Raw genomic sequence first — 16993 nt, 5'->3', positions numbered from 1 at the left:
CTCTGCACCCGGATGTGCCCGGTCACGTTCTGTTGATGCCCCTTTTCTGCGATCAGGGTCGGTGAAAACCCGCTTGGGATTGGTCCCGATGCGCTGAGCTGCCCGCGCCACTAAGCTGAAACCCAGACCAAGAAGTATGTGAAGGGATGTTGGCATGTGGAATCGACGGGGCTTGCTGGGTGCAGGCATGACGCTGCTGGGCACCGGCATGCCAGTGGCCTGGACGCAGACCACCGGAGCGCCAGTGAAGGTGGTTATTGCTGTCGACCAGAAGTCGTCCTTTTGCTACCTGCCTCTGACCATTGCCGAGCGCAGAGGGTACTTTGCAGAAGAAGGACTTGACGTTGCGGTGCGCGAGTTGCCCGAGCCCGGCGAGGCGCTGAATGCCGTCAAGTCTGGCCTTGCACAAGTGATGTCAGGTCCTTACAGCACGCTCATCAGCCAGCAGATCAAGGGACACTCCCAAACCGCATTTGTGCTGCAAGGGCGAGCACCGCAAATGGTGATGGGTGTGTCGCTCAAGGCCATGGCTCATTACCGTGAGTTGCGCGATCTGCGAGGGCGCCGTATCGGCGTGATGGCTGAGGGCTCGGCTTCCGAACGCATTGCTCGACTGATGGTCGCGCGTGCTGGTCTGGGCGCGAGGAACGAGGTGCAGTTCATCAGGCTGGCGACTTCCACCGAAGCGCTCACGGCTTTCCATTCCGGCGGCATTGATGCCATTTGCTACAACGACCCGACGATCACCCAGCTGGAGCAGAGTGGTGCGCTTCGTGTGATCGCCGACACGCGCACGCTGCGAGGTTGCACCGAGGTGTTTGGCGGCCTCATGCCCGCGGGGTGCCTGAGTGCGACATCGGAGTTTGTTGCTGGAAATGCCAAAACCTGTCAGGCGCTGACGGATGCGATGGTGCATGGTTTGAAATGGCTGCAGACAGCTGGACCCTCAGACATCATCAAGACCGTCCCCGAACACTACTTCCTGGGTGATCGGGCGCTTTACCTGGCGGCCTTCAGCCGGGCTCGTGAAGCCTGGTCGCCAGATGGCGTGATGCCTGCGACGGGTCCGGGAACCGCAGCCAATTTGCTGGCCACTTTTGACAGCACCGGTGCGGTGCAGCGCGTCGATCTGACACGCACCTTCACCAACGACTTCGCCCGCAAGGCCAAAGCGCGATTCAAGGCTTGAACCCTGGTCCATGAGGACGGAGGATGCGCCACGATCTTCGCGATCGATCTGGCGCGAAACATGAGCAACATCAGCCCGGCGGGCGTTTGCTGCTGGACGCGGGTCTGCTCCCCGATGTGGTCGCGGGCGCCTGGCTGGCGCGAACTGGCTTTTTGGGCGTTGTCTGGGCCGATGCCCTTTTGGTGGAAGCAGGGGTATTCGCGGCGGCAGGCGCACGCGGAGGCATCATCAGTGTGATTCGCTGACCCGTAGTCAGTCTGGCATTGACCCCAAGCTTGTTCCAGCCCGCCACGCTCACAGGGTTCAAGCCGTGTCGGCGAGCCAGTTGCGTGAGGTTTTCACCTTTGCGTGCGCGAACCACGGTGCGCCGTGCCACCACCTCCGGCTGCAGTGTGAGGTGGCCATTGTCTGCAACGTGGATCGGCACGTCTCCGTTGCGTTGTTGGGTGCGGGGTACCAGCAGGCTGGAACCCGCGCGCACCATCATGCGCGGCGGTATGGCGTTGACCCGCCGCAGCTCGGCTTCGCTCATGCCCACGCGAGTCGCCGCTTGGGCCGGGGACATGGTCGTGGGCACGATCCAGGCAGTCCAGGTAGCAAGCGGGCCCGTGTGCGTCTTCAAGCGACTCTCGAAGATCGCCGCGTTGTCCCAGGGCAGGAGAATGTTGGGTGTTCCCGCCGCCATCACCACCGGCCGGTTCAGCGACGGATTGAGCGCCCTGAAGTCATCGATGGCCACCTCGGCCAGATTCGCAATGACATCGACATCCATGTCGCGGTCGATGGTGACCGTGTCGAAGAACGGGTGGTTGCCTATGGGTGGGAGATCAACGCCGAAATTCTTCGGGTTTGCCACGATGTTCTTGACCGCTTGCAGTTTGGGTACGTACTCGCGGGTTTCGTAGGGCATCGAGAGGCTGGTGTAGCTGGTCGGCAAGCCTTCTTTCTGATTGCGCGTGATGGCGCGGTTGACATTGCCCTGACCCCAGTTGTAGGCAGCCAGCGCAAGATGCCAGTCGCCAAAGCGCCGGTGCAGCTGTTCCAGATAGTCGAGCGCGGCTCTGGTGGATGCAAGAACATCGCGGCGGTCGTCACGGAAAGCGTTTTGCTTGAGGTCGAACGATTGCCCGGTAGCAGGCATGAACTGCCACATGCCCGCCGCGCGCGCGCTGGACACTGCCCGGGGGTTGAATGCGCTTTCAATGAAAGGCAGCAACGCCAGTTCCATGGGCAGGTCACGCCGCTCGATCTCTTCAACTATGTGGAACAGATACTTCCGCGAACGGTCGGTCATGCGGAAGATGTAATCCGGCCGACTGGCGTACCACTGCTCGCGGTCGTTCACGAGGGGGTTCTGCAAATCATTCAAGGCGAAGCCTCGGCGGATGCGGTCCCAGATGTCGGCTGGTGCAGCCAACGCCAGCACAGGGGGCGTCTCGCCTGCAGCCACGTTGATTTCGCTGAGTGGGGCGCCATACACAACGGGCGCCAATGGCTGCGCTGGGGTGCCAGTTGAAACGGGTGCGCCGCTCGATGCTTCCCCGGTGTTGGAGGGCGACGAGGGGACGGTGCTGCAGCCAGCCAGCCAGGCTGACATGAGCACAACCATGACCATCGGCCATGTTCTCAGGGAGCGAGGTGCAATTGGCGATGAAGGGGTCAAAAGGGGTGGGGAGCCGGCTTTGGGGTGGAGAGGAAAAGAGGGCATCAAAATCGGTTCTTCCATTCGCGTAGCGCTGTAAACACGGCCACCGGATCGTTGCTGGCGGAACCTGCTTGCGCACGTGCCGCCTCGACAACCTCATCTTGCGTGGTGCGCAGAAAAGGATTGATCCGTTTTTCCAGTCCGATAGAGCTTGGCAAGGTGACTAAGTTCTGGGCACGCAAAAATTCGCAGTGAGACAGGTGCTTCGCGAGATCGGCATTGCTCGGTTCAACGGCCATTGCAAAGCGAAGGTTTGACACGGTGTATTCGTGGGTGCAGCAGACGCGAGTGGCATCCGGCAACTGAGCAAGGCACGTCAGCGAGTTCAGCATCTGCGCTGGCGTACCTTCGAACAGGCGACCACAGCCGCCGGAAAACAGGGTGTCGCCACAAAAAATCAGGGGCTCGCCGTCGATGTCATCACAATAGTAGGCAATGTGCCCTGCCGTGTGCCCGGGGACTTCGATCACGTCGAATTTCAGACCCAGCACCTCGACACTGTGCCCGGCGCCCAGACGCTGGAGTGGTTCGGGCATCTGTTCCCTCAATGGGCCGAATACCCTCGCGCCCGTGGCACTTCGAATGGCGTCAACGCCGCCGGTGTGGTCGGCGTGGTGATGGGTGATCAGGATGGTGTCGAGGACAATGCCGTGCTCCTCCAGCCATGCGAGGACACCTGCGGATTCACCTGGATCCACCACCAACGCCCGTTCGTGATCGTGAAGAATCCAGATGTAGTTGTCTGAAAAGGCGGGAAGTGGGATGAGTTCCATTCGGCTGGGTGGCTGAGGACGTGTAGAGTTCGGCACATCAAGCCCGCAGCCGAGCGATTCAAGCGAAGGAGGCGGGATCATCCATTGCCTGCACACCACAAGCCATGTCTTCGCAAATTATAGGCCTGCAAGAGTGGTTTCAGACCCCTCCAGGCCAGTACCTGCTCGAATGGGAGCGAGCTCAGTTCGACTTGGCAGTGGCCGACCTGTTCGGCTACAACGCTTTGCAACTGGGGCTGCCAGAATTGTGGGCGCTTAAGGCAAACCGCATGCCACACCGGTGGCTAGCGCTGCCTGAAGAGGCGGTGGAGCCTGAAGGGCCTTTGTTGCAGCGGGCTGGAGGCGCTGTACCTCCCGCGACCGCGGCCTCTGTCGATGCGTCCACACCGAAGGTGGCTCTGGTGACAGACTCCGCTGCGCTGCCATTCCCGCCAGGCAGTCTGGACCTGGTGGTGCTGCCACACACCCTGGAGCTGAGCGCCGACCCCCATCACGTGCTGCGCGAGGTGGAGCGGGTTTTGGTGCCTGAGGGCCGGGTGGTGATTTCTGGACTGAATCCGGCCAGTCTCTGGGGGCTGCGGCAGGGGCGTGCTCACATGGCCGGGCGCATGGGCATGTCGGCATTGGGCGCCTCCAAGCTCTATCTCCCGGAAGTGGGCGATTTCATCGGCCCCTGGCGACTGCGGGACTGGCTTCGCCTGCTGAGTTTTGAAGTAGAGTCGGATCGCTATGGGTGCTACCGGCCTGCGGTCCGTACCGAAAAATGGTTGCAGCGCAACGCCTGGCTGGATCGGGCAGGGGCGAAATGGTGGCCCGTGTTTGGCGCTGTCTATTTCGTGGTGGCGGTCAAACGCGTGCGCGGCATGCGCCTGCTTGGGCCTGCCTGGAAGCCACGTCGGGCACCTTCCTCGGCACCGGTTCCAGCCGTCAACCGCCATTGACCACAACGAACTGGTCCTTTTCAAAGTCCGGTAGATTGACCGGCCATTACATCGATGCCTGGAGTTCCTGTTTTGAATCAAGTGGTGATCTACACCGATGGCGCCTGCAAAGGCAATCCCGGACCGGGCGGTTGGGGCGTCTATCTCAAGTCTGGAGACTTCGAAAAAGAGATGTGGGGCGGCGAAAGGGGTACCACGAACAACCGCATGGAGCTGATGGCGGTGATCGAGGCACTGACGGCACTGAAACGCCCATGCAAGGTGGCCCTGTTTCTGGACAGTGAATACGTGCGCAAGGGCATCACAGAGTGGATTCACGGCTGGAAGGCCAAAGGTTGGAAGACCGCCGCCAGACAGCCAGTGAAAAACGCCGACTTGTGGCAGCGACTGGATGCGCTGGTGCATGGCGGTGTGCATCAGATTGAATGGCATTGGGTCAGGGGCCATGCGGGCGATCCCGGCAACGAACGGGCGGACGCGTTGGCCAATCGCGGTGTGCCCATGTAATTGGAGATGCTTGCTGCCGCTGGTGAGCATTGGGGAAGGGAATCGGCACAACCTGTGGGAATGCGGGGTTGGAAGGAACTTGTCCGATGGTATTCCCTCATCCTTGCTACATTTCGACCCTTAGCCCTGAAGGTCGCTCTGCGGCTCCTCAAACTTCAATTGTCCTGAGTCATCGATCCCATGGCCAAAAATACATCGTTCTTGCTGGTGGCTGTGGCGGGCATAGCGCTGGCCTCTGTGGGAGCCTGGTGGGTGCAGAACAAGGATGCATCGGACGCGGCAACCGTGCAGGCACCGACAGGTGCTGGTGGTGGTGCAAATTCGCCTGCTGCGCGCGGTGGGGCGTCTGCTGTGCCCGGCGTAGAGGTTTCTCGCGTGGCGACCGTGAAACTGCAGGACGACGCGCAAGCGGTGGGTACGCTGCGGTCCCGGCAAAGTGTGGTGCTCAGGCCTGAAGTCAGCGGCCGCGTGGCACGAATTGACTTTGCTGATGGCGCCACAGTCCGCCAGGGACAGCTGCTGGTGCAACTGGACGACACCTTGCAGCGTGCGGAACTCAGCCAGGCGCAGGCACAGTTGTCGATCGCCAGGGCCAATCTGAACCGCAACAAGGAACTGGTCGCGGAGGGCTTCGTTGCACAGCGCGTGGTCGAGGAAAGTGAGGCCAATTTGCAGGTGGCCCAGGCCCAGGTGGCGCTGGCTGACGCGCGCCTCAAGCGCATGCGCATCTCAGCTCCCTTCAACGGAACAGTGGGTTTGAGCGGGACCAACCTTGGGGCATACGTGAAAGACGGCGATGCGCTGGTCAACCTGGAGGACACCTCGGCGCTCACGGTGGACTTCAATCTGCCTGAGCGTTACCAGAGCAGGCTTGCCACCGGACAGCCGGTCCAGGTGCAGCTGGACGCCTTGCCGGGTGAAATGTTTGAAGCCAGGGTGCTGGCGGTGGATCCTCTCGTGGATGCGAATGGGCGTTCCATTTCGGTGCGTGCCCAGATGCCAGCTTCTCGCAATGGCGCGCTGCGCCCCGGCATGTTCGCCCGCGTTCTGACCGTGTTCTCGGTTGACGAAGCGGCGCTGGTGGTGCCCGAAGAGGCCATCGTGCCGCAGGCGGGGAAACAGTATGTGTTTCGGATCGAGGAAGAGGGCGAGGGCGATGCGAAGAAGCTGGTGTCACGCCGGACCGAAGTCGAGATAGGGGTCCGTCGTGGCACCGAGGTGCAAATCCTCAGAGGCGTGTCCGCCGCTGATACCGTGGTAGTGGCTGGCCAGCAGCGCCTTCAGCGCGACGGCACCGCCGTGCGCGTGGTCGACATGACCCGTGCAGCCGCTGGCGCAGCGCCTGCGGCGACCGCAGCCTCCGGCAACTGACGCATCCGACCCACCGATTGCGGAGTAGTGCACATGCAACTGCCTGAAATATCGATTCGCCGTCCGGTGTTTGCCACTGTGCTCTCGCTGCTGGTCTTGCTCGTCGGCATGGTGTCCTTCGATCGCCTCACGGTGCGGGAGTACCCCCAGATCGACGAACCCACCGTGACGGTGAGCACCCGGCTGGGGGGAGCATCCAGCGAGGTGATTGAATCCCAGGTGACGAAGGTGCTGGAGGACTCCCTCGCGGGCATTGAGGGGGTTGACATCATCACCTCGATCAGCCGGCAGGAGCAAAGCCAGATCACGGTGCGCTTCAAGCTGGAACGCGACCCCGATTCCGCTGCCGCCGATGTGCGCGACAAGGTCAGTCGTGTTCGCCAGCGCTTGCCGCAGGATGCAGATGAACCGGTGATCGCCAAAGTGGAGGCCGATGCGCAGCCCGTGGTTTGGCTCGCACTGAACTCCGACGTCGTTTCACCGCTGGAGCTCAGCGATCTGGCCAACCGCTATGTCAAACCGAGGTTGCAGACAGCACCGGGTGCGGCGGATGTGCGCATCTTTGGCGAGCGCCGGTATTCCATGCGGATCTGGCTTGACCCTGACCGCATGGCCGCCTACAACCTGACCGTTCAAGACGTGGAAGATGCCTTGCGCCGCTCCAACCTGGAGGTGCCGGCCGGCCGCATCGAAAGTGCGCTGCGCGAATTCAATGTCACGGCCGCCACCGACCTGCAGACGCCGGAGCAGTTCACCGATGTGATGATTCGCAACGTGAATGGTCAGGCGATCCGCATTGGTGACGTGGCAAGGGTGCTTCAGGCACCCCAGGACGAACGCACGTCGGTGCGTTACAACGGGCGAGATGCCATATCGCTGGGCGTCATTCGGCAGGCCACCGCCAATCCGCTCGAACTCTCTGCGGGCGTGCGGGAAATGCTGCCGCGGATCGAGGCAGACCTGCCCGATGGCGTGCGGGTGGAGATCGCCAACGACAACTCCATCTTCATCGACCGATCGATCAAGGCCGTCTACATCACCATTGCCGAGGCGGTGGTGCTGGTGGCACTGGTGATTTTCGTCTTCCTGCGCACCCTGCGTGCTTCCATCATTCCGCTGGTCACCATACCCGTCAGCCTGATCGGCTCGTTTGCGCTCATGGCGCTGTTCGGGTTTTCGATCAACACCCTCACACTGCTGGCGTTGGTGCTGGCCATTGGACTGGTGGTGGACGATTCGATCGTGGTGCTGGAGAACATCTACAGGCACATTGAAGAGGGCATGAAACCCTTCGAAGCGGCCATCAAGGGGGCCAAGGAAATCGGCTTTGCCGTGGTGGCCATGACGCTCACGCTGGCAGCGGTGTACGCACCTCTGGCGTTCACGCCAGGGCGCACCGGACGACTTTTTGCCGAATTTGCACTGGCGCTGGCGGGTGCCGTTGTGGTTTCGGGATTCGTGGCGCTCACCCTTTCGCCCATGATGTGTTCCAAGCTGCTCAAGCACAACCCTCGTCCCGGGCGGTTCGATGCGTTCATGGAGCGGCAGCTCAACCACCTGACTAAGGGCTACGGGCGAGTGCTGGGAGCTTCGTTGCAGGTTCGCTGGATCGTGGTGGGTGTGATGCTGGCCAGTGCAGCGGGCAGTTGGTGGTTGTTGGGGTCCATGCGTCAGGAACTCGCGCCCATGGAAGATCGGGGCGTTGTCCTGGCCACCATCAACGGGCCGGACGGAGCCACGTTGGCCTACACCCGAAAGTACGCTGAGGCCATTGAAGGCATTGCCAGCCAATACCCCGAGTTCGAGCGCGTGTTCACCATCGTGGGGAACCCATCGGTGGCCCAGGGCAGCGTGATCCTGCGCGGCAAGGACTGGGAGGACCGAGACCGCACCACGATGGAGATTGCACGCGATCTCGCACCGAAGATTGCTGCGCTTCCTGGAGTCAGTTCGTTTCCGATCACACCCCCATCCCTGGGGCAGGGCTTTCGGGAGCGGCCCGTCAACTATGTGATCGTGACCAGCGACACCTACGAAAACCTCTCCCAGGTGGTGCGCCAGTTTCAGGACCGGCTGGCGCAGAACCCTGGCTTCGTTCAGGTCGATACCGACCTTCGATTGAACAAGCCTGAGATCCGGATGGATGTGGATCGGGAGCGGGCAGCAGATATGGGCGTTGGGGTGGATGTGATTGCCCGCACGGTGGAAACCATGCTCGGCGGACGCACTGTCACGCGTTTCAAGCGCGATGGCGAGCAGTACGACGTGGTCGTACAGACCGTGTCGGCCAATCGAAGCACACCCGAAGACATCGACCGCCTGTTTGTGCGTGGCCGTGGCGACGCCATGATCCCGCTCGCGGCATTGGTGACCACCAGGGAAGTGGTAGTGCCCCGGGAGCTCAATCACTTCGCCCAACGCCGCAGTGCCTCCATCACGGCCAATATTTCGCCAGACTACTCGCTGGGTGAAGCGCTCAGTTTTCTGGATCAGGTCGCAGGTGATATCTTGCCTGCGGGCTACACGACCGAACTCAATGGCCAGAGCCGGGAGTTCCGGAATTCATCGGGCTCGCTGGCAATCGTGTTTGTGCTTTCATTGTTGTTCATCTATCTGGTGCTGGCGGCCCAGTTCGAGAGTTTTGTGGATCCACTCATCATCATGCTGAGCGTGCCTTTGTCGATGCTGGGTGCCCTGCTGGCGCTCAAGCTCACTGGTGGCACGCTCAATGTGTTCAGTCAGATCGGGTTGATCACCCTGGTCGGACTGATCACCAAGCACGGCATTCTGATCGTGGAGTTCGCCAACCAGATGCAGGAGCAGGGCATGGACAAGTTGCAGGCCGTGAAGCGATCGGCGGCGCTTCGCTTGCGTCCGATTCTGATGACGACCGGTGCCATGGTGCTGGGAGCCATTCCGCTGGCGTTGGCCAGTGGTGCGGGTGCAGAAAGCCGTCAGCAGATTGGTTGGGTCATCGTGGGGGGCATGAGCCTGGGCACCTTGCTCACCATCTTCGTCGTGCCAACCATGTATACGTTGCTGGCGCGCACCAAAAAACATTCTGAGGCCATTCCCGGCGGTGCGACGCCGGCTGAGGGTGGCACATTGACACCGGCCGCTGCCAAGTAGTCTGCGACAAGGCCTGCAGCGGTTCTACAGAGCGCCTTCGAACATCATGACGTCCACGAGGTCGCCCACGGCCACGTTCCCCTGCTCATGGTGCAACACGATCAGGCCATTGGCCTGAACCATGGAACTGAGCACACCCGAACCCTGGTTCCCTGTGGTCCGGACCTGCAGGTTCCCATCGGCTGAGCGAAACACGATGCCGCGCTGGTATTCTGTGCGGCCAGGTTTCTTGCGCAGTGGTTCTGCGCAGTGGGCCTTGAGCAGCACCGATTCGCTTCCACTGCAACCCATGAGGCGGTGCAACGCGGGACGAACAAAGGCCAGGAATGTGACCATCACCGCAACCGGGTTGCCTGGCAACCCGAACAGCACCGCCGATTTTTCGCCTTGTTCAATTCGGCCAACCGCCATGGGCCTGCCAGGGCGCATGGCGATGCGCCAGAACGCCACATCACCGACCTTCTTCATCATCGCCTTGGTGTGGTCGGCTTCGCCCATGCTGACGCCACCACTGGTGATGATCGCATCGGCTTTGGAGGCGGCGTCGCGAAAGGCCGCCTCCAGCAACACCGGGTCGTCACCGATCACACCCATGTCGATGACTTCGACACCCATGCGGGAGAGCAGTCCAAACACGGTGTAGCGATTGCTGTCGAATACGGCCCCCTCGCGAGATTCATCGCCCAGGCTAAGGATTTCGTCACCGGTGGAGAAATAGGCGACCCGAACCCGCCGACACACGTTCACGGCTGGTATTCCAAGGCTGGCGATCAGGCCGAGTGCAGCGGGCCCGAGGCGTTGCCCTTTGCTGAGCGCGGGCTGCCCTGCCATGAGGTCTTCGCCCAGCAGGCGCCTGTTGTCACCAGGCTGCACCACGTCTGGAGGGAGTGCGATGGCATCGTCCTTGTGCTGCACAAACTCCAGCGGAACCACAGTGTCCAGCGCGGGCGGCATGATCGCGCCAGTCATGATCTTCAGGCACTCGCCCGAACCCACCGTTCCTTGCCATGCCTTGCCTGCGAAGGCGGTGCCCACGACGCGAAGGGTCAGCGCTTTTCCAGGCGGCATTTGGCGGCTGTCGAAGGCGAAGCCGTCCATTGCCGAGTTGTCATGAGGCGGGACACTGATCGGCGAGACCACGTCCTCCGCCAACACCCGACCGAGCGCGTCCATGACGCTCACCGATTCGGATTGTGGCACCGGCTCAACCAGTCTGGCGAGAAATTCGTTGACTCGGTAGGCACTGAGCGCCTGAGGATCGTAGCCTTGAAGCTCAGCCGCGATTTGATCGATCGTTTTCATGGGCAGGATGCGGTGGAACACGAAAGTCGATCGGCATGTCAGGGGTTCTCAAGCGCGTGCAACTCAGCCAGCGTATTGGCATTGAAGAACGCCTTCGTGTCGTCAGAGGGCAGATCAAAAGGGACCATCACGGTGCGGTGACCGGCAGTCCAGCGATCAATCTTTCGGCCGCCGCCCTGGGTGAATGCCGCAAGGCTTTCCAGCAACCCCACCTTCAACAGGCAGAAGACCGGTTGTGCACGAAGCTGCCCGTCTTCTTCCCTGGCGGCTGCCATCGCGATTTCGGTTTCGTCTTTTTCAAAAGCCTGCGCCAGGCGCGCGGCCAGGTCCAGTGGGTAGAGCGGTGTGTCGCAAGGGACAGTCAGCAGGTAGGGTGTTTCACAGCGTTCCAGGCCAGTCATGAATCCGGCCAAAGGGCCGGCATAGCCGTCGAGTGTGTCGGGCCACACCTGTACCCCAAACGCTTCATAGGCCGCGAGGTTGCGGTTGGCGTTGATCATTTGATCGCCCACCAGGTCCCCTTCCTGCATTTGCAGGCGCAACAGCGTGTGCAGGGCCAAGGGCGTGCCGTTGAAGTTCTGCAATCCTTTGTCTGCGCCGCCCATGCGTGAGCCTCGGCCGCCAGCGAGGACAATGCCGGTGATTTGCTTGGAGTGGATCATTTCAATGAGGGTGGTTCAAAGGTTAGGCCACGGAGGTCGGCTGCCATCGGGAGGAGCAGACTCGACCGGAGGTCGAACGGAGCGGCTGCGCAGCGCGTTTCGTTCATCCACCGATGTAGCTCATCTCGATGCGTCGGGCAGAGCCACCATTCGCGTCTGGCGGCAGACTCGCCCGCAGCTCCGAATAGCGATCGCGCCTCGGGCGCCAGATAGCGGCGATGGCAGCAGCGAGTTGTTCGTCCGTCGCGGTGCTCCGGATCAGAGGTTTCAGATCGTGACCCTGTGTACCGAACAGGCACAGATACAGCTTGCCTTCGGTCGACAAGCGCGCACGGTTGCAGTCGCTGCAAAACGCTTGTGTCACGCTGCTGATGACACCGATTTCACCGGCCTCTGTGTCGTGTTTGCCGTTGGCATCGGCATAGCCCCAGCGCTCGGCGGTCTCACCCGGCGCTGCAGGGTCGAGCTGGACAAGCGGAAGCTCTGACTGGATCCGCTCGATGACTTCGGCACTGGGCATCACTTCGTCCATGCACCAGCCGTTGGTGGCACCCACGTCCATGTATTCGATGAAGCGCAGCACCACGCCCGATTTTTTGAAGTGGTGTGCCATGGGCAGGATCTCGTGATCGTTGGTCCCGCGCTTGACCACCATGTTGACCTTGATGGGTCCCAGTCCGGCACTGCGGGCCGCTTCAATGCCGCGAAGCACGTCGTCCACCGGAAAGTCCACATCGTTCATGGCCCGAAAGATCGTGTCGTCCAGGCCGTCGAGGCTGACGGTCACGCGTTGCAAGCCCGCGGCCTTGAGGGACGCTGCCTTGCGCTCCAACAGCGATCCGTTTGTGGTCAGGGTGATGTCCAGCGGAAGGCCATCGACTGTGCGCAACTGGGCCAGTTGCTCAATCAGGATTTCGATGTTCTTGCGCAGCAATGGCTCTCCGCCGGTCAGACGGATCTTCTGCACACCATGAGCCACGAATTGCCGGGCGACCCGGGTGATTTCTTCGAAGCTCAACAGGGCGTTATGCGGTAGGTAGGGGTAGTCCTTGTCAAAGACATCCTTGGGCATGCAGTAGCTGCACCGGAAATTGCACCGGTCGGTGACGCTGATTCGCAGGTCTCGCAGCGGCCGCCCCAAGGCGTCACTCAGCAGGCCAGTGGGTGGCTCATGCGTCCATGGAAGTGGCACGGGGATCGCCGCCAGGCGCTGATCAACAAGAGGAATGACTCGTTCCGACATGGGACGATTATGGTGGACGCGCGCTTGTGGGGGGTGCAGCGAGCCCAGTGGGCATGGGGTCTATTGGCAATGGCAGTACGCTCAAGCGGGTGAGCCGCTTGGGTTCATGCGACTCGTCAGGCGGCGCCTTCTACCTTCACATAGAGCTGTGCGTTCTCATTCAGCCAGTTGCTCGAGAGATCACTGGATTGCTGGTTTGGGTGGAAGTCGGGTTTGAAGTACGCACGCCAAGGTCTGAAGGTGCACCGCAACAGTCCATGCCGGCCCAGCAGGTTTCTCCCCGCACTGCGCCAGGTGCGCCACTGCCAGAGCGTGCCGTCCCGTTTCAGATTGTTCGCGGTCTGGCGCAATGTATCGGTCAGGAAAATGAGCGTGACCCTGCGCATCCAGCGGGTGCGCCAGGCTTCGCTTCCGCCGAGGTGCTGGTAAAGATCAAAAGCAGTGCATTTGTGTTCGGCCTCCTCTGCGCTGTGCCAATGCCAGAGGGCTCTCAGACGCGGTTCGCAGTCATCCAGCAAGGTGGGATGGGAAAGCAGCCACTCCGCAAACAGGGCGGTGAAATGTTCGTTCGCTGCCGTGATGGCGAGCCCGTGTCTGGGATCGGTCCCATCCAGCAGTCGCAGGCGCTCGCGCGCCCGTGGCTCCCATTCATTGACGAGGCCGTGCTTTTCGATCTGTGCATTGAACAGGGCGTGAATGCGTCGGTGCGTGGCTTCCTGTCCAATGAAGCCCTTTATTTCGGTCATGAATGCCGCTTGCTCTGCCTCGGGCAGTGCCTTGAACCCGTTGCGCACCGCGTCTATGAAAAACTGTTCACCCACAGGAAAGCTCATGGACAAGGCGTTGAACCACGCCGTCAGGAAAGGGTCCCCATTGCACCAGTGGCGGTCGACCGGCTGGCTCAGGTCGATCAGGAGGCGGCGTACGACGAGTTCGGTCATTGGATTCAAGGGGCCTGCAGAGCCCTGGAAATGGCGATTTGGTACCGCTTGGTACCATTGATGGGCCTACTTTGGCGGATATCACACTGGATGTCAAGCCGTCACCCTCCGTGGTGACCACTTCGAAACAGCAAATAGAGGTAACGGTGCTTCGCGCGGTGGCTGCGCACCCCTAAGATCCGCGTTAGATGAAGCAACCCGAATCCCCTGAGCAACTCGAAGCGAAGTCAGAACACCGTGGCAGGCTCTTGCGCGCCATGGCCGATGTGGCTGCAGACAAAGGTTACGCCGAGGCCACCATCGCCGACATCGTGCGCGAGGCCGGTGTGTCCAAGCGGACGTTCTATGAAAACTTCGCGAGCAAGGACGCTTGCTTTCTTGAGTTGTACCGCTCTGCCAGTCTCTCCGCATTGCGGGCGCTGCGTTCGTCATTTGTGACAGACAAACCTTGGCAGGCACAGGTGGAGCATGCGTTGAGCGCCTACTTTTCGCACTTGGCCAAGGGGCCGGTGCTGGTACGAACGCTGTTCGTGGAAATTCACCAATTGGGACCAGCCGGCATGCAGATGCGGCGCGAGGTCATGCGCCACATGGCGGACTTCATGCTGGCCACGGTCAACGCACCTGCCGCAGTTCACCCAGCCGTGGGTGACCTGTCCGCATCGGCCACGTCAGCGTCAACGCCACCACCGGCATTGACGCGCACCATGGCGCTGGCCGCTGTGGGAGGCATCAATGAACTGGTGCTGGAGGCCATCGAAAATGGCGAGATACAGCATCTTGAGAACCTGTCCGCGGCCGCTGGCGAGGTGGTTCGCGCATTGACTCACGCCCATTCTTCAGACACCCGGGCGATTGGAGTCGAAAAAAAGCCCGCCGAAGCGGGCTGAAGAACAGCTGCCTGGCATCAGGCAAGTGGAAGCAAAGGCACGATCAGCAAGGCCACGATGTTGATGATCTTGATCAAGGGATTCACTGCGGGCCCAGCGGTGTCCTTGTAGGGGTCACCCACGGTATCACCGGTCACGGCGGCTTTGTGGGCCTCACTGCCCTTGCCGCCATGATTGCCGTCCTCAATGTACTTCTTGGCGTTGTCCCAGGCACCGCCACCGGTGCACATGGAAATGGCCACAAAAAGGCCGGTCACGATGGTACCCATGAGCAGACCGCCCAGGGCTTTCGGCCCCAGGAAGACGCCCACCAGAATGGGCGCCACCACCGGCAGAAGGCTGGGAATCACCATTTCCTTGATGGCTGCCGTGGTCAGCATGTCCACCGCCCGACCGTATTCCGGTTTGGCTGTGCCTTCCATGATCCCGGGGATCTCCCGGAACTGGCGCCGCACTTCCACCACCACGGCACCCGCCGCCCGGCCCACCGCTTCCATCGCCATGGCGCCAAACAAATAGGGGATCATGCCGCCAATGAAAAGCCCAACGATGACCATCGGGTCGCTCAGGTCGAAGGTGATCTGATGACCGTAGGACTCCAGTTTGTGCGTGTAGTCGGCAAACAGCACCAGGGCGGCCAGGCCGGCCGATCCAATGGCGTAGCCCTTGGTCACGGCCTTGGTGGTGTTGCCCACGGCATCCAGCGGATCCGTCACGTCGCGCACGCTGCTGGGCAACTCGGCCATTTCTGCAATGCCGCCAGCGTTGTCGGTGATGGGGCCGTAGGCGTCGAGCGCGACCACAATGCCCGCCATGCTGAGCATGGACGTGGCGGCCACGGCGATGCCATAGAGCCCGGCCAACTGGTACGAGGCCAAAATGCCCACGCACACGAACAGAACCGGCCACGCGGTGGATCGCATGGACACGCCGAGACCCGCAATGATGTTGGTGCCGTGTCCCGTGGTGGAGGCCTGGGCAATGTGCTTGACCGGTGAATACTGCGTGCCGGTGTAGAACTCGGTGATCCAGACAAGTGCGGCGGTAAGAGCCAGGCCAACGGCGCAGGCGCCCCAGAGCCGAAGCTGGCTGCCGGTGGCTGTGATGGCGTTGTCCGGCATGATCCATGCGGTGGCGAACCAGAAGGCAATCAGCGAGAGGCCACCTGCGATGGCCAGGCCCTTGTACAGCGCAGGCATCACGTTCTTCATGCCCGGGCTGGCCTTCACAAAAAAGCAGCCAACGATGGACGCCAGAATGGACACGCCACCCAGTACCATTGGGTACAGCACCGCCTGCATCGGGGCGGCCGCCACCATCAGCGCGCCCAGCACCATGGTGGCAATCAGCGTGACCGCGTAGGTTTCGAAGAGGTCGGCAGCCATGCCGGCACAGTCGCCCACGTTGTCGCCGACGTTGTCGGCAATGACCGCGGGGTTGCGCGGATCGTCTTCAGGGATTCCCGCCTCCACCTTGCCCACCAGATCCGCTCCCACATCGGCGCCTTTGGTGAAGATACCGCCGCCCAGACGTGCAAAGATGGAGATGAGCGAAGAGCCAAAGGCGAAGCCGATCAGTGGATTGAGAAGCTTGGCAAGGTCTTGGACCGGCGTGAGGTTCCCGTTGCCCACGAGGAACCAGAAGAAGCCCGCCACACCCAGCAAACCCAGGCCCACCACCAGCATGCCGGTGATCGCGCCCCCCCTAAATGCCACATCCAGCGCCGGCCCAATGCCCTTGGTGGCAGCCTGTGCGGTCCGCACGTTGGCACGCACGGAGATGTTCATTCCGATGAAGCCGCAGGCGCCCGAGAGAACCGCTCCCAGCACAAAGCCCACCGCGCTGAGCCCGTCCAGAAAAACACCGATCAGCACCGTCAGAACCACGCCGACGATGGCAATGGTTTTGTACTGCCGCGCGAGGTAGGCGGCTGCTCCGGTCTGGATGGCTCCAGCAATCTCTTGCATCCGGGCGTTGCCCGGGTCTTGGGAAAGAATCCAACTTCGAGACCAGAAGCCGTAGATCACGGCCACAAGTCCGCACACCAACGCAAATATCAGCGCAGTTTGACCAACCATTAATTTCTCCTGCTGTTTTCGACTTGGAGGGGGCAACGCCTCCGGGGCTGCCCCCGCTGCGTTGCTTCCTCGTTGCCGTCTCGGTGCGCAGCGATGCGGCAGAGAAGGGCGATTGGCCAACGGGAGCAATTTAGCGGGAATTGCGCTTCGTGGGAAGGCCATGGCGCCTGGTGAGAATCGATCCAGAGCGCAGAGTAAGCGTGGAATCAGTAAAATCAGGGTAAATCCTAGGGCTTACTTTCAGCGCACTCACGACGCATTC

13 protein-coding genes are annotated in these 16993 nt (G+C 61.4%); 6 read left to right on the top strand and 7 right to left on the bottom strand.

From position 1 onward, the window contains the following. Positions 1–154: 154 nt before the first annotated feature. Complete coding sequence (locus Q7V46_RS08435; RefSeq protein ID WP_304913086.1) at positions 155–1189, top strand: ABC transporter substrate-binding protein; 1035 nt, start codon at positions 155–157, stop codon at positions 1187–1189. A 70-nt stretch (positions 1190–1259) separates the two neighbouring features. On the opposite strand, the gene Q7V46_RS08430 is transcribed toward Q7V46_RS08435, so the two are convergent. Then, entirely contained in the window at positions 1260–2804 is a 1545-nt protein-coding gene (locus Q7V46_RS08430; RefSeq protein ID WP_304913085.1) for a transglycosylase SLT domain-containing protein, read from the bottom strand. 92 nt (positions 2805–2896) lie between these two features. Then, entirely contained in the window at positions 2897–3667 is a 771-nt protein-coding gene (gloB, locus tag Q7V46_RS08425) for a hydroxyacylglutathione hydrolase (RefSeq protein ID WP_304913084.1), read from the bottom strand. A gap of 104 nt (positions 3668–3771) precedes the next feature. Here gloB and Q7V46_RS08420 point away from each other — a divergent pair, with 104 nt between their 5' ends. The 4 genes from Q7V46_RS08420 to Q7V46_RS08405 all read left to right on the top strand — a co-directional run bounded on the left by Q7V46_RS08420 (position 3772) and on the right by Q7V46_RS08405 (position 9615). Beyond that, on the top strand, positions 3772–4608 hold the full coding sequence (locus Q7V46_RS08420) for a class I SAM-dependent methyltransferase (protein WP_304913083.1): 837 nt from the start codon (positions 3772–3774) through the stop codon (positions 4606–4608). A gap of 72 nt (positions 4609–4680) precedes the next feature. After that, entirely contained in the window at positions 4681–5115 is a 435-nt protein-coding gene (rnhA, locus tag Q7V46_RS08415) for a ribonuclease HI (protein WP_304913082.1), read from the top strand. A gap of 180 nt (positions 5116–5295) precedes the next feature. Beyond that, a complete protein-coding gene (locus Q7V46_RS08410; RefSeq protein WP_304913081.1) occupies positions 5296–6486 on the top strand; it encodes an efflux RND transporter periplasmic adaptor subunit in 1191 nt (396 codons plus the stop codon). Positions 6487–6519: 33 nt separating this feature from the next. Further along, complete coding sequence (locus Q7V46_RS08405; protein ID WP_304913080.1) at positions 6520–9615, top strand: efflux RND transporter permease subunit; 3096 nt, start codon at positions 6520–6522, stop codon at positions 9613–9615. A gap of 24 nt (positions 9616–9639) precedes the next feature. Here the strand turns inward: Q7V46_RS08405 and glp are convergent, their stop codons facing one another. From glp to Q7V46_RS08385, 4 genes are all read right to left on the bottom strand, one after another. Then, a complete protein-coding gene (glp, locus tag Q7V46_RS08400; protein WP_304913079.1) occupies positions 9640–10917 on the bottom strand; it encodes a gephyrin-like molybdotransferase Glp in 1278 nt (425 codons plus the stop codon). A 38-nt stretch (positions 10918–10955) separates the two neighbouring features. Then, the gene (mobA, locus tag Q7V46_RS08395; protein ID WP_304913078.1) at positions 10956–11579 is read right to left on the bottom strand and encodes a molybdenum cofactor guanylyltransferase MobA; all 624 of its coding nucleotides are present in this window, start codon (positions 11577–11579) and stop codon (positions 10956–10958) included. 103 nt (positions 11580–11682) lie between these two features. Beyond that, positions 11683–12822 carry a GTP 3',8-cyclase MoaA gene (gene moaA / locus Q7V46_RS08390; RefSeq protein ID WP_304913077.1) on the bottom strand — a complete coding sequence of 380 codons (1140 nt, stop codon included), beginning with the start codon at positions 12820–12822 and terminating at the stop codon, positions 11683–11685. A 116-nt stretch (positions 12823–12938) separates the two neighbouring features. Further along, a complete protein-coding gene (locus Q7V46_RS08385; protein ID WP_304913076.1) occupies positions 12939–13763 on the bottom strand; it encodes a metal-dependent hydrolase in 825 nt (274 codons plus the stop codon). Positions 13764–13951: 188 nt separating this feature from the next. Here Q7V46_RS08385 and Q7V46_RS08380 point away from each other — a divergent pair, with 188 nt between their 5' ends. Then, positions 13952–14653 carry a TetR/AcrR family transcriptional regulator gene (locus Q7V46_RS08380; RefSeq protein ID WP_304913075.1) on the top strand — a complete coding sequence of 234 codons (702 nt, stop codon included), beginning with the start codon at positions 13952–13954 and terminating at the stop codon, positions 14651–14653. A gap of 17 nt (positions 14654–14670) precedes the next feature. Here the strand turns inward: Q7V46_RS08380 and Q7V46_RS08375 are convergent, their stop codons facing one another. Further along, the gene (locus Q7V46_RS08375; RefSeq protein ID WP_304913074.1) at positions 14671–16731 is read right to left on the bottom strand and encodes a sodium-translocating pyrophosphatase; all 2061 of its coding nucleotides are present in this window, start codon (positions 16729–16731) and stop codon (positions 14671–14673) included. Positions 16732–16993 lie beyond the last annotated feature (262 nt).

The sequence above is a fragment of the Hydrogenophaga sp. genome (genome assembly GCF_030651625.1).
GTDB lineage: Bacteria > Pseudomonadota > Gammaproteobacteria > Burkholderiales > Burkholderiaceae_C > Hydrogenophaga.
This window is presented reverse-complemented; position numbering and strand designations above follow the sequence as displayed.

Bases quoted from the DNA above. Each gene is read 5' to 3' on its own strand.
- Q7V46_RS08435 (WP_304913086.1), top strand. From the start codon at position 155: ATGTGGAATCGACGGGGCTTGCTGGGTGCAGGCATGACGCTGCTGGGC.
- Q7V46_RS08430 (WP_304913085.1), bottom strand. From the start codon at position 2,804: ATGGTCATGGTTGTGCTCATGTCAGCCTGGCTGGCTGGCTGCAGCACC.
- gloB (WP_304913084.1), bottom strand. From the start codon at position 3,667: ATGGAACTCATCCCACTTCCCGCCTTTTCAGACAACTACATCTGGATT.
- Q7V46_RS08420 (WP_304913083.1), top strand. From the start codon at position 3,772: ATGTCTTCGCAAATTATAGGCCTGCAAGAGTGGTTTCAGACCCCTCCA.
- Q7V46_RS08410 (WP_304913081.1), top strand. From the start codon at position 5,296: ATGGCCAAAAATACATCGTTCTTGCTGGTGGCTGTGGCGGGCATAGCG.
- Q7V46_RS08405 (WP_304913080.1), top strand. From the start codon at position 6,520: ATGCAACTGCCTGAAATATCGATTCGCCGTCCGGTGTTTGCCACTGTG.
- glp (WP_304913079.1), bottom strand. From the start codon at position 10,917: ATGAAAACGATCGATCAAATCGCGGCTGAGCTTCAAGGCTACGATCCT.
- mobA (WP_304913078.1), bottom strand. From the start codon at position 11,579: ATGATCCACTCCAAGCAAATCACCGGCATTGTCCTCGCTGGCGGCCGA.
- moaA (WP_304913077.1), bottom strand. From the start codon at position 12,822: ATGTCGGAACGAGTCATTCCTCTTGTTGATCAGCGCCTGGCGGCGATC.
- Q7V46_RS08385 (WP_304913076.1), bottom strand. From the start codon at position 13,763: ATGACCGAACTCGTCGTACGCCGCCTCCTGATCGACCTGAGCCAGCCG.
- Q7V46_RS08380 (WP_304913075.1), top strand. From the start codon at position 13,952: ATGAAGCAACCCGAATCCCCTGAGCAACTCGAAGCGAAGTCAGAACAC.
- Q7V46_RS08375 (WP_304913074.1), bottom strand. From the start codon at position 16,731: ATGGTTGGTCAAACTGCGCTGATATTTGCGTTGGTGTGCGGACTTGTG.